Annotated in this window: 13 protein-coding genes and 2 pseudogenes; all 15 read right to left on the minus strand. The window is 48.9% G+C overall.

What is annotated here, in order from left to right; translation table 11 throughout:
* Nucleotides 1-6: 6 nt before the first annotated feature.
* Nucleotides 7-1,119, minus strand: coding sequence for a conjugative transposon protein TraM (gene traM, locus VYM24_RS09540; protein WP_211739019.1), 1,113 nt, complete (start codon nucleotides 1,117-1,119; stop codon nucleotides 7-9).
* Nucleotides 1,120-1,308, minus strand: a complete 189-nt coding sequence (locus tag VYM24_RS09545; protein ID WP_032850130.1) for a hypothetical protein — start codon at nucleotides 1,306-1,308, stop codon at nucleotides 1,120-1,122.
* A complete protein-coding gene (locus VYM24_RS09550) occupies nucleotides 1,298-1,573 on the minus strand; it encodes a hypothetical protein (protein ID WP_330942022.1) in 276 nt (91 codons plus the stop codon). The genes VYM24_RS09545 and VYM24_RS09550 overlap by 11 nt, the downstream gene beginning before the upstream one ends.
* Before the next feature lie 13 nt (nucleotides 1,574-1,586).
* A pseudogene (gene traK, locus VYM24_RS09555) lies at nucleotides 1,587-2,210 on the minus strand (conjugative transposon protein TraK).
* Nucleotides 2,211-2,232: 22 nt separating this feature from the next.
* A complete protein-coding gene (traJ, locus tag VYM24_RS09560; protein WP_330942023.1) occupies nucleotides 2,233-3,252 on the minus strand; it encodes a conjugative transposon protein TraJ in 1,020 nt (339 codons plus the stop codon).
* A gap of 24 nt (nucleotides 3,253-3,276) precedes the next feature.
* A complete protein-coding gene (locus VYM24_RS09565) occupies nucleotides 3,277-3,909 on the minus strand; it encodes a DUF4141 domain-containing protein (RefSeq protein WP_008760252.1) in 633 nt (210 codons plus the stop codon).
* A 20-nt stretch (nucleotides 3,910-3,929) separates the two neighbouring features.
* Nucleotides 3,930-6,432, minus strand: a pseudogene (locus VYM24_RS09570) (TraG family conjugative transposon ATPase).
* Nucleotides 6,395-6,745, minus strand: a complete 351-nt coding sequence (locus VYM24_RS09575; protein ID WP_008760251.1) for a DUF4133 domain-containing protein — start codon at nucleotides 6,743-6,745, stop codon at nucleotides 6,395-6,397. The pseudogene VYM24_RS09570 and the gene VYM24_RS09575 overlap by 38 nt, the downstream one beginning before the upstream one ends.
* Before the next feature lie 11 nt (nucleotides 6,746-6,756).
* Nucleotides 6,757-7,023: a DUF4134 domain-containing protein gene (locus tag VYM24_RS09580; RefSeq protein ID WP_128567788.1), complete on the minus strand. Its 267-nt coding sequence runs from the start codon at nucleotides 7,021-7,023 to the stop codon at nucleotides 6,757-6,759.
* Between the two features lie 438 nt (nucleotides 7,024-7,461).
* The gene (locus VYM24_RS09585; protein WP_211737782.1) at nucleotides 7,462-8,217 is read right to left on the minus strand and encodes a hypothetical protein; all 756 of its coding nucleotides are present in this window, start codon (nucleotides 8,215-8,217) and stop codon (nucleotides 7,462-7,464) included.
* 4 nt (nucleotides 8,218-8,221) lie between these two features.
* Nucleotides 8,222-8,641, minus strand: a complete 420-nt coding sequence (locus VYM24_RS09590) for a DUF3408 domain-containing protein (protein ID WP_032850125.1) — start codon at nucleotides 8,639-8,641, stop codon at nucleotides 8,222-8,224.
* 13 nt (nucleotides 8,642-8,654) lie between these two features.
* On the minus strand, nucleotides 8,655-9,434 hold the full coding sequence (locus VYM24_RS09595) for a ParA family protein (protein ID WP_008760249.1): 780 nt from the start codon (nucleotides 9,432-9,434) through the stop codon (nucleotides 8,655-8,657).
* Nucleotides 9,435-9,659: 225 nt separating this feature from the next.
* Complete coding sequence (locus VYM24_RS09600; RefSeq protein WP_008760248.1) at nucleotides 9,660-9,893, minus strand: hypothetical protein; 234 nt, start codon at nucleotides 9,891-9,893, stop codon at nucleotides 9,660-9,662.
* The gene (locus tag VYM24_RS09605) at nucleotides 9,890-10,840 is read right to left on the minus strand and encodes an amidoligase family protein (protein WP_008760247.1); all 951 of its coding nucleotides are present in this window, start codon (nucleotides 10,838-10,840) and stop codon (nucleotides 9,890-9,892) included. The genes VYM24_RS09600 and VYM24_RS09605 overlap by 4 nt, the downstream gene beginning before the upstream one ends.
* 824 nt (nucleotides 10,841-11,664) lie before the next feature.
* A complete protein-coding gene (locus tag VYM24_RS09610; protein ID WP_211737775.1) occupies nucleotides 11,665-12,828 on the minus strand; it encodes a dicarboxylate/amino acid:cation symporter in 1,164 nt (387 codons plus the stop codon).
* Between the last annotated feature and the right edge of the window lie 11 nt (nucleotides 12,829-12,839).

Consider the following 12,839-nt stretch of genomic DNA (forward strand, 5'->3'; position numbering starts at 1 on the left):
AATCCGTTATTGTTTCTTTGTGACCAGCAGCACCTTATATCCGGCTTTCAGTGTCACCTTGACCGCGCGAACCCGTCCGGCGATCAACCGTGTGCCGCCCTGCATGACTCCGCGCGTCAGGTCCATCACCACCTGCTGCCCGGCGGAACGTGCAAACGACACGCTGTTTCCCATGCTCTCGCTGACCGTCCCCGCCGCATCCTTTGCCGCACTGCGGGTATCGGAGCCGGGAACAAAGATTCCCTTCTGCCCATCCACATCATAGGCCGCCAGCTGCACGGGAATGATATTTCCCGCATATTCGATGCTGCTGATCAGGATATCCAGCCGTTCCCCCCGGATTACCGCCGCACCCGTTACCAGGCTGTTGGCAGGAATGGTGATGTTTCCGGCTTGCAGGGGTTGGAGCAGCCTGAGTCTTACCCTGCCTCCCTGTTCGACAGTCTGGTTTTCCGAGATGCAGGCGGCAATGGTATTCGTTCCCATCCGGTAACTGCTGCCTACGGCTGTATTGAAACCGTAATTCCTTTCAACGACGAGTGAAGCGATAAAAGCGGAATCCGTAACCGGCTGTGAAAGGCCGGAGGTGGTCTGGTGCTCCGCCCGCTGTACCGGAACAGCTTCCGGCAGTTCTTTTCCGGTTGTTTCTTCTTTTATGGTATCCTTATCCGGATTCAGATACTTTGCCGCCATCTTGTAGGAACGTTCCATCAGTTCCTCACGGGAAGCCGTCCGGTCCTTTTCTTTTTCCGCTTCTTCCAGCTTTTTATTCAACTCCTCCACTTTTCTCTCCAGATCACTTTTTACAGTTTTTTCGGGAGTCTCATAGAAATCATCCAGCTGGCTGGAAATTTGCTCGTAGGTCTTGACTGACTGTTGCAGCCTGTCTCCGTCTTTTTCGTTCGCATCGGGTGTTATTTTTCCACCATCCAGCAACGTCCCGGCAAGCTGTTCCAACGATTTCATCCGGCTTTCTTCCTCCACTTCCGCCTGCTGCTTCTCGTAAGCGGCGGTCTTCTTATCCAACAGCTTGGCCGTGGTAGGCTCCGGGACATTCACGTTAAACCCGGAGTTGCCGGGAACTTCCGTCCCGTTCTCCTTACCGGACGGGGCAAATATTCAGTACATGACTCCCAGGAATACCAGTACAAAGGCCGGAATCACAATAAACTTCCTTCTTTTCTCAATTTCTTCCGGGGCAAGCACCCTCTTTTCTTTCCCCGGCTCGTCCTGCAAGGCTCTGCCGGTTTCCGGCTGTACCGCTGTTTCTTCTGCCGCTTCGGGCTTTTCCAATTCTTTATCTTCCATTATCCGTTGATTTAGAATGATACATTATACTGTCTTTATCTGTCCGGTGGAGTGAATCTGCCGGAACATGCCTGCCAAACGGCAGCTCCTTTGGTGTGCCGTGAGAAAGGAAACGTCCGAAAGCGCGCACTACCGTGACACCACACAAGACCGTGCTGACAGCCAGCATGCCGACAAGCACTCCCTTACGCTCTTTCTCCGACAGGCTTTCGCAAACGCCCTTCAGTTTTTCACCTATTTCTGTTTTTATCTTTTTACTTTTCATTATCCTGTTCTTTTTAGCGTTCAACGGTCCTTATATCCCTGTTCTCCAGAATTTCGAAACGCTCCGCCATAAAGCCTTGCGGATTATTATCCGACCGGGTTACACTCTGCAGGAAACAACGGGTGACCAGAGAACGCTCGGTGATATTGCTGCTGCGGACAACCATCTGCCGGGCAAAGGTGATGATCCGGTAGGGATAGTTATCGAAATCGCACTGCATGCTGTCCACAAGGACGGTCTGGTTGATATTGCCGCTGATCAGCCGGTTGTAATATCCTTTCTCGTTCCAATCCCGGTAATACCCGTAAAGGCTCTTGTCCGCCAGATACATGGCACGGTTGATGTTGGATTCGATGGCGGCCTTGTCGGGAGCCAGCGTAAAGAACAGCTCATGTAGGCGGCGCACATGCTCGCGGGCTTCCACCGGACGGTTCAACACCGCATCCTGTGACAATGCCAGCATCAATGACTTGCCCTGATCCAGCACATACACCTTCTCCCGCTGCCGGTTAGCGAACAGGTAGGACTTTCAGATGGCATACGTCGTGAGCGATGCGCAAATACCCAGAAAGACCAGCGTGAACAGGCGTATCTGCCTGAACGAGGATTCGATATTTTTTAAACTTTTGAATTCCATAATTCTTATACTTTTTACATTCCTACTTTTTCAATAATACTGCTCCGACATTACCCGTTGAAGCACCTGCCGCGGCACCCGCCACATTGGTCACTTTGGATGCCGTATTGTTCACATTCCGGTTATAGGCACTCATGCCGCCGGCCTGGACGATCCAGTTTGAAACCGTCGGGACACAGAAATATCCTACCAGCCCTATGATCATAAATATCAGATAGATGGCCGAGGAGCCGTCCACATCGATGATGCTCATCGGGTTAGCCATCAGGTTCATCTCCTCCTGCAAGATAAGCGTCTGTATCTTGGCGAGCATCGCCCCGAAGAGGTCTGATACCGGCAGCCAGAGGTAGACACTGATATAGCGTGCCAGCCACTGGACGAGCGTGTTCTGCAGACCGTCGAATACACTCAGGGCAAAAGCTATCGGCCCCAGAATACTCAATACAATCAAAAAGAAGGTACGGATCGTGTCGATGACCAGGGAAGCGGACTGGAAAAGGATCTCCAGCAGTTTGCGCATGATCATCTGGGTGATCCCCTGCAGGGAGAAAGAATAGGAAACCTCATACATCGTCTGCAAAGCCGTATGCTCCTCCTCGCTCCAGCCCATGTTCTCCAGTTCGGTGTCCAGCTCCTCGTTGGAGGCAAAGACGCTTCCGGTCATCATGGTTTTTGCCAGCATGTCCGCCCGGAGTCTGTCCTTCTCCTGCTGGTATTTCTGCAGGTCGAAAGTCTGGTCCCGCAGCAGCGTGCCGGTTCCCTGGACAATGGGACTGAAGATGCCGTTAAGGGTTCCCAGCACCATTATATCGAAGAAGAGGATGCAGATACCCAGTACGAAAGGCCGGAGCATCGAAAAGACATCTATCGGCTCGGCACGGGAAAGGGACTGCCACACCCGGTAAGCAATGTAGAACAAGGCTCCCAGTGCGGCCAGTGCCATCCCCATATCCATCATCGGCTGGCAGAGCCTGGTCATCGTATCGTACAGATTCCTCAGAATCTGGTGCAAGTTTTCAAATGAGATAGACATTAGCAACATACTGTTCTGATTTTAATTGAATGATTACCAGTAACGTTCGTCTTTGCCATACAAGTCAAATACCTGCTGTTGTTCATTTTTCTGTTTGGCTCGCAGATAGGACACATGCAGGTTCTTGCGGGTATAATAGTTCGCAAGTTTCTTGTAATGCGTCATTTCCCCATATACCCGGTTTACCAGGTCGATGCGCTCCTTGTCGTTCATGGACATGCCGGTGGGATTAACTATATTCTTCAGTTCGGCAATGCTGCGGCTGCTTTTCTTCATGATCGTATTATAACCGGAGGCTATCGCGTCCAATTCCCGCTGGCTGAAATTCTTGTCGGTCAGCATCTTGCCGAAATTGTTCACATAAATCTCGGAGATATCGCCCAGCATCAGGACGGACTCCTTGACTTTCTCGCTGCCGCTAATCAGGTCGTTTACCTTGCGCAGCTTGTCATAATACTCCCGTCCCTGTTCGAATATTTTCGAGGTTTCCTTCCATGTGGAAAGGGCGTTCTGTGCCGTTTGGGAAGTTTCCACCATCTCATTCACACTGTTCACGATACCTTGGACCAAGTTGCCCGGATCGGACACCACCCACTGCGCCTGCACGCTTACCGGCACAATTAAAGCCGGCAGGACAAACAATAGACTTAAAACTTTCTTTTTCATTACTTCTTTCTTTTAACCGTTTATTTTTTCTTTTTCTTCTCACTTGCCAGCATACGGATGGCCTGTTCCATATTGCCGCCCAACTTCTCTGTCATTTGCGTGACTTCGAGCTTCTCGGTCTCCTCCGTGGTATAAGTGAGGTACTCCTCGACAGAGGTTTCTGTGGCATAGACAGCAGACCGGACTCCGCCCAAGCCAATTCAAACTTCCTTATACTTTCTTGCCGGATCATTGGCCTGGTTGATGGACAGAATCTGCCCTTTCTCCTTGTCGGTCAGTCCCAGCAAGGATTGCACGGAATCAAACTTGTTGATATACTTTCGCTGGTCCAACAAAATCTTGCAATCGGCATTGTTGACGATAGTGTCCTTGATAATAGGACTTGACACGATGTCGTCCAGTTCCTGCGTGACAACTACGGCCTCACCGAAGTATTTACGGACGGGTTTTGTAGAGAAATTTTATATAATCCACCATGCCTTCGCGGGCGATTGCCTTCCAAGCCTCCTCCACAACTATCATCTTCCGAGCCCCATGCAACCGCCTCATTTTGTTGATAAAAGCTTCCATAATGATGACGGTCACCACCGGAAAAAGAATCTTATGCTCCTTAATTTCGTCAATTTCAAATACCACAAAACGCTTGTTCAGCAAGTCGAGCTGCTCATCTGAATTCAGCAGATAATCATATTCTCCACCACGGTAATATGGAGCCAATACATTGAGAAAATTAGTGAGGTCGAAATCCTTCTCGCGGTAATGTTTCTCTTCCAGTATTCCATGGAACTCTCCCTGTACGAACTCGTAGAAAGTATTAAAGGAAGGAACCAGCTCAACATCCTCCTTTATCTTTTCAAGAAACAGGTTGACCGCCATTGAGAGGGCCACTTCCTCGGCACGGGTGATTACTTCCGTATCCCTTTTCCAGAGCGACATGATCAGTGTCTTAATGGACTCTTTCTTCTCCAGGTCGAAGACTTTATCTTCGGTAAAAAAAGGATTGAAGGCTATCGGGTGTTTTTCGCTATACGTATAATACACGCCATCCTCCCCGTTTGTACGCTGGCGGATCAGGTCGCATAAACCCTTGTAACTGTTCCCGATATCAATCAGTATAATGTGGGTGTTCTGTTCCCAATACTGCCTCACTAAATGGTTCATGAAAAAGGACTTGCCCGAACCGGAAGGCCCGATAACCAGTTTGTTACGGTTGGTGATGATGCCCCGGCGCATCGGTTCGTCCGAGATGTCCAGATGCAGCGGTTTCCCGTTGGTCCGGTCTGCCATCTTGATGCCGAAAGGCGACAGGGAATCCGCATAGTTCGTCTCCCCGGTAAAAAAGCAGACTCCCTGCTCGATGAAAGTATAGAAGGACTCCTCGGCAGGAAAATCACCCTCGCCGCCGGGAATGCCCGCCCAGTACAGGGTAGGCGCGTCAACGGTATTGTAACGGGGCTTGCATCCCATCAGTGCCAGAGCCGAACCGGTGTCGTTCTTTATCACCTTGAGCTTCTCCCGGCTGTCCGACCATGCCATGACATTGCAATGGCAACGGATGGCGGTCAGCCCGAAGGAGTGCGCTTCGTCCAGATAAGCGTCGATCCACTGCTTGTTGAGCTGGTTGGCACGGCTGTACTTGGAAAGCGAATGCATGTTGCGTGCCGTCTTCTCGAAGCGTTGCAGGATTTCCGCCGAATCGTCTATGAACAGGAACTGGTTGTAGATATGGTCACAGGAAAGCATCAGCCCCACCGGGGCGGCAAAGCTCAGACGGCAGTCACTGCGGTCGGTGGAGTATTTCTCGTACCGGGCATCCGTCCGGACAGAGCCGGGAAGATCGTCCACATCGGAAAGGGTGTGCACGCAGAGAATATTGTCCCCGATACGCATTTCCGATGCGCTCATCTGTATATCTTTCAGCGTGGTCGTGTCCTGCTGCGAGAGGGAGAAATATTTCTCGACCAGCCCGGCCTGCTGCGGCGTGCCGACAATCTCATCGGTGGTCAGCCGTTCCAGGCGGATAAAGGCCGAGTCGTTCAGGATGCGCTCGAACTGGTCGACACTTTCCAGAAAGCGGCTGACCGCGTCCTTGTCCCAGACTTCCTTCGGGATGATGTTCCCCCGGCAGAGGATGGAGAAGTTGCTCTCTTTGCGGCTCCGCTCCTTGGTTGTCCTGGTGATGAAGAGATAGGCAAAATGGTTCAGGAAAGGCCGTTCATTGAAGTGGAGCTCGAAGCTGCGGTCCAGAAAGCTCATCCCGTCCTTCTGCGTGTCGGCCTTGTAATTCTCTTTCAGGAACCAGTCCTGCCGGTGTACTATCGTGTAATTCGGCAGTACCTTGACTGCCTTTGTTCATGTGCCGTGCATGGATTCATAGTCTGCGGAAGTGACCGTGAAGAGCTCCGGAAGGAAAACCTTGAAGCCGATGGTCACGTCCGCGTCCTTGGAGAGGATGCATCTCTCTTCCACGGACAATATCGGAAACTTACTTTCCAGCGTTGCGGCTTTTAATGTATTTCTCATAAATGCGCTTTTTAAATAAGGAAGATATACGTTTGCGATTGATGATATAAAACGGGTGGTATTTGACTGCGGTAAGCTTCATCAAGCCATTGGGACCGTACTTCTTGTTCAGGTGGAACACCCCGAAGATCAGCCCGAAAGCGGAGAGGATACCGAAGCCGATGCAGACCCACCGGTCAATACCTATCATATAGAAGATGACGAACAACAGGAAGATGGCAAGCAAGCCTCCTACGAAGAAATACAGGTATTGTGCCTGCAAGCCGTTAAACTCCACGCTGCGTCCTATTCCTTTGTTGATATTGTATTCCATAACCGTCTATATTACAGGAAAAAGGAGCGCAGGACGGTCGCAGCAACAATGAGGAAAACACAGGCTCCAAACCAGGACCCGGCTGTTTTTCCGGTATCGGGGTCTCCTGAAGAAAACTTGGAATAAACTTTTATCGCGCCTATCAGCCCTACAATGGCTCCTGCGGCATATATCAATTTCGTGGCCGGATCGAAATAGCTGGAAAGCATGGATGTGGCCTTTGTGATACCGGCACTTCCGTCCCCTTCGGCATAGGCACCCAGGGTGGAAACAACTATTCATGCTATTAATGCAACCGTCTTTTTAAAATGTCTTTTCATATACAATCTACGAATTAAATGTGAATAAAAAACTTCTTTCAAATAGACCGCAGGAAATTTCCTGCGGTCCGCTGCTTGCAACCACGATGTCCTTTTTAGGATCAACCCGAGTCATAGTAACCAATCATAGGCACCTCCGTTTTAAAGGGTTAATTACTTGTTTTGAATGTTCGCTCCGGTAAAGGGAAAAGATCAACCGGAATCATGGAAGCCTCTCATATATCCGTTCTTTAAGAGTTATACACTTCGTTTTAAAACTCGCCATGCCCGGATCAACCGGAGTCGAAGAAATCTCTCATGTTTTTTCATTTTTTAATTGTACACTTCATTTTAAAGGTCCACAACATCCGGAATCAACCGGAATCATAATACTTTCCCATACTATCGTCCTGTTATCTATTCAGGCACATGCTCCGTAATGTCAAATTCCCGGAGAATGTCGTCCTTGTCCTTTCTGGTCAATAAATGGGGTTCACCCTTGTCCACATACAGACGCATATACCGTTTCAGCTTGTCGTTGTTACCCAGGATGCCCGCCTGCAGGATTCGCTCCATGTTCGTGCCTTCCAGCTTACGGAAAGTCTGCCGGGTTTGTTCCTGTTCCGCTTCCGTCACGGGAATGTCCGATGTCATCACTTTCTCTATCATATCCAGGTCGTCGAAGGTGACACCGGTTGCCCGGTGGGGATTGCTCCGCTGTACGTATCCCGTAATCTCATAGCGTTCGGGTATTTCTTCCTTTTCTTCACCGGAAGAAGGGGAAGCCTTCTGCATATAGTCGGTTTCAGGATAATTCAATTTTTGAAAAGTGCCCGGAACTTCCGGGTATTTCGTATGCCTGTCAAAGGGTTCGTGTGCTTGAAGAACCGGTCCTGTTTCCTTTTCGGGAGTAAAGGTACCGCTCTTTTCAATACCAGATTCAGCCTGTCCGCTATTGTCATCCATTGTCAGTGATTGTCGCATCCGGTACCGGCTCCTGCCTATTATTTCCGCCTCTGACAATGATATTTCCGGATGAACGGCGGCAGGTGTGGTCCGACGTTCCTTTTTGACTTTTCCGCCCCTCCATGTGAAAATGCCGCCCGTATGGACATACTTCTCAATGCTCAAATAGGAAGCATAAATAAAAAGGAGAATAAAAAGATATTCCATACGGTTATTTTGTTTTAAATGATTTGCAATGTTTTTCGATAATGTAATGGACCAGCTTCTCGTTCTGTTCGAAGAAAAGTGCCAGTATCCGGTTGGTGACTCCGGCAACGGTGACCTTCCTGCTGCCGATACCCCACACCAGGGAAGAGATACGCCGGTGTATATCGGCATCGATATGAAGCGTCGTGGTGGACTCACTCCGGGGTACATTCAGAAAATTTGCAATGAAAGCATCACACTCTTTGTCAGTAAACGCCTGCTTCCCGGTTACCGCCGGTTCCGGCGGGATTGCTTCCGCCCTCTCCGGCTGGGGAGGCGTTTCGGAGAGGATGGACAGCATCGAACCTTTGGAAGCGACTATGTCCAGTATCGCCTGCTCGTCTATGCCTCCGGGGAATATTTTCTTTTTGTCTGATTTATTCATAAGCTGTTCTGTTTTAGATAGCGTCTGGTTCGTTTAAACCGGCGATACGGCATATCTCTTCCACCAGTTCGGACAACCCCGATCCTTTTTCCTGCCGGTTGTCCGGTGGAAACAGCGTGGAACGGAAGATACTGTTCTGCGTCGGGCTTATTTCCCTGTTGTAACGTTTCGTGTCCGGAATGCGTGAGTCCAGCAGTTTCAGGTCCGCTTTCCGGATCACACGGTTCCATGACTCGTACACCTCTTTCCGTTCCCTTTTGTCAATCATGTTCCAGAAGAAATAGATGCCCTTAAGGTTGCAATTGTGCTTGGATATCAGTTCGTCTTCCAGTACAGCGGCAAATTCAAGGGAACTCTGCATGACGATATTGTCCGCCTTAAGCGGGACGAAGATATAGTCCATCGCGGAAATGGTGTAGATCACCCCCTCACTGCGGAGCGTTCCGGGAAGGTCGAGCAGCACGACATCAAAAACGGCATCCTCTTTTTCCATATACCGGTGCAAATCCTCGACGGCTTTCTCCGGGTCGCTTTTGATGACCGGATAAGAGCGTTTCTGAATCTGCTCGTGCTGGCGGTAGAGGTTTACTTTCAGAGTATCATTCTCCATCACGCTCTTGATATCGCGTTCACGCATCAGGGCAATGCTGTGCTGAGGGGAGTCGCAATCCACGACACCCACCCGATAACCTTTCCGGTAATGAAGGATGCTGGCGAGCAGCACCGTAAAGACGGATTTGCCTACGCCTCCTTTCTGGCTGGCGACAGCAATTAATAACGGTTCTTTTTTCATGCCTTTTTTAAAAATTCTGATTACTGTGTAACTATTTACGGCACAAAGAAAATGAATGCCCCGATAGGGTAAAATACCCCGTCACGGTTTGTCATGGAAAGTCATGGATTGTCATGGATACCGGAGAGAAATCCCCCAAAAGAACAGGACGGGATTGCGGTGAAAGAAAAAAAATCCCCGCCTCAAAGACTGAAGGCAGGGACTATAATAATAAAGGGACGGAGCTTACCGCTCCTTGAGATAGCCGTCCTTCATCAGGTCGGACATGAACCCTTCGGGAGTATCGGTGGAAACTGTCACACCATGCGACTCGTTGTAACGCGCGGCAAACCGCTGCATATACTCCCCGTCGGTACAATCACTGTCGAACCAGCTCCCCTCACGGAGCAGCCGGACGAACTCTTCCGCACTGGAAGCGGCTATCCGGCCGCCATCCAGTAAAATATACTCTTTCTTCATCTCGCCAATTTTTTAGTCCTAATTTTGAAATACAATTTTTGTTTCTCGTCCAGAAAAGGCAGGCTCTCCAGGGTGTTCCTGCCGGAAAGGTTGTCCTGTTTCGCAAAGGTAATCAAACCGTTCAGAAATAAGATCCAATTCTCCATCTTTGTGAAGTTTGTCGTGCCGGAATGCTGGCGGAACTCAACCGTCTTATGCCGGGAGTAAGCCTCGAAGTTTACCTTGTGGTACCTGTCGCGGTCAAAGACATCCCGCAGGTCATCTATTGTCCGGGCTGATTTTATCCTCTCATCGGAAACATGGTTCAGGCTTTTGCAGTATCTGTTGTTCCTGCGCGTGGCCGGCATGAAAGCGTCAATCAGATTCTCAAGGTGCTTGTAACTCAGAGCCAGGTTTCTCCAGGTATTCATATTGAAGTCCGCCGCATCCAAGTGGACGTGTAGCCCGCAACTGTCGTTTACCTTCACATTACAGAGGTCAAGCACCCAGCACACCTTTTCCAGTTCTTTCAACCCGGCTTCACCGGCCAGTATCGGGCTGACCAGCTCAAAAGTATCGTTCCCATGCAGGCTGCTGTCGGTAACCAGTTTCCAATGATCCCGTGTCGTATGGTTATAACCTTCGACGGTAACACGGATACCGGCTTCCCTCAACTCATCAGCCAGCCTGCTCATGCTGCAGTTATAGGCTTCTATTTCAATACCGAATTTATGAGTGAAGGTATAGTCCGGCCGCACCGGCTGTCTTGTTTCAATGGCTGAGTTCCAGATATTCTCAATCAAGCCGTCCTGCAGCATCTTTTTGTAAACATTGTGTACGAAGCCGTAATTTCCGTTTGTCAGCAGGTCGGCGATTTTCCGGCGTGTCATACCCAAAAGAAGCAGCTGCCGGATCTTGCTCGTCTTGGTGGCATCCTGCGCTAAAATATTTCTAATTTGCTCATTCATAATGCTTTACCCTTTGTTGTTATAGTGCTAAGGTAGCATTATAATCTCACATGTCGTAGCATTACGAGACTTATTATCAATGGATTAGCTTAGTTTAGCTTAGGCTAAAAGTCCTTATCAAGTGTCTTGTTTTATTACGTTCTCTCGATGTTTATCCGCTCCCCACCTTACCGTCTGTTTTTCCAAATACCTTATTATCTGAATATCAATTTATCAATATACCAAATAACCAAAATACCAATTTACCCGATTATCAGATAACCAAGCGGTCTAAACTTCAGTAATACCTATTTACCTAATAACCCGAATATCAGAATATCAAAATACCCGATTAGCAGAATATCAGAATACCAATTTATCTAAATACCAATTTACCTGATTATCTATCGGGTTATGCCGGTTATTCAGCAATCCCGGCGTATTTTCAGGCATTTCAGCCCATTTCTTAACGCCAAAATTCCGATAACAATCACCTTGTTGTTGAAAAATATGGACATATATGGAGAAGTTTTGAGGAAGGGAGGAAGGCATCAAGCGGAGCAATCTGCAGTTCTACTTAAAAACGTTGTCCCCATTAGGGGACAGCAAGTTGTGTTTTCGTTAAACGAAAACCAGACGGTTTAACAGCGCGTTACGCCGTTAAATCGTTACCCATTATATGCTCCGGAGTCGCTTGCCACAGGGAAAATATCGGGGAGTTCCCACTATTTTTCGTCCGGTTCTTCCACAATTTCATCGGGGATATTCCTTCATGTGTCCAGTCCGGTTCTTTTAGAAACCAGTATTTAGCGCTTGGCTACGAATGGTATTTCACTAATATTACATCATATTTTGCAATATCGCTTTGAAAAGGTACCGATTATTAAAGTCAGAGCACCGTCACCGGTAATATTGCAAGCTGTTCCAAAGCTATCCTGTAAAGCAAAAATAGCGATAAGCATGGCTGTGCCTGCGTCGTCAAATCCCAACACGGAAACTACGATGCCCAATGAGGCCAACACTGTTCCGCCGGGAACTCCGGGCGCACCTACCGCAAATATTCCCAACAGAAAGATAAACAAAACAAGGGTGGAAAGTGCGGGAAGCTGTCCGTAAAGCAACTGGGATACGACACATACAAAGAACACTTCCGTCAGAACGGAGCCGCAAAGATGTATATTCGCGAACAGAGGAATGGAAAAGTCCGAGACTTTCTTGTCCAGGACAGGGCTCTTGTTTGCACATTCCAGAGCTACTCCCAGTGTAGCCGCAGAAGACATGGTTCCTAATGCCGTGAAATAGGCAGGCAAGTAAAATTTGACTACCTGCCAACTGTTCTTACCGGAATAAACGGCAGCCAATCCATAGAGCAACAACAACCATAGATAATGGCAGGCTATGGCAATCAGTATTACCGGCAAAAATATCCCCAAACGGGATATATCCCCCTCATAAGATAACGAACAGAAATTAGCAGCTACATACAATGGAAGCAGGGGTATCAGAATACGTTTTACCAGTTGCAGCACGATCTCCCGGAATTGCAAGAGCAGTTCCGCAATCTCTTTCGATTTTATCCAAATGCATCCCAACCCGATCAAGACCGAGAATAGCAGAGCGGACATCACACTCAACATGGGGGGAATCTCCAGGCTGAACAAGACTTCCGGCAGTTCCCTTAGGGACCCGGTGACAGACCGTATGTCCAGCAAAGGTATCACCTGATATCCTACCAGCATGGCAAAGAACGCTGCGCCTACGGACGAAAGGTATGCTAACGAGAAGGCAAAGACTATCAGCCGTGAAACACTCCCTTTCAGCGATGCGATGGAAGGAGCCACGAAACCGATGATGATCAGAGGAACGAGGAAAAAAATTATCTGTCCACTGATTTGCTTAAGGACCAACACGCCCTTCATCCCCGCCTCGGGGATGAAGAAGCCTGCCAGTATGCCGGCAACAACAGCCAGCAATAGTAGAACAATCGTATTGGAAAGAAGCTTACGCATATCGATATTGT

It is taken from the genome of Bacteroides sp. MSB163 (genome assembly GCF_036416795.1).
Taxonomy (GTDB): Bacteria; Bacteroidota; Bacteroidia; order Bacteroidales; family Bacteroidaceae; genus Bacteroides; species Bacteroides maternus.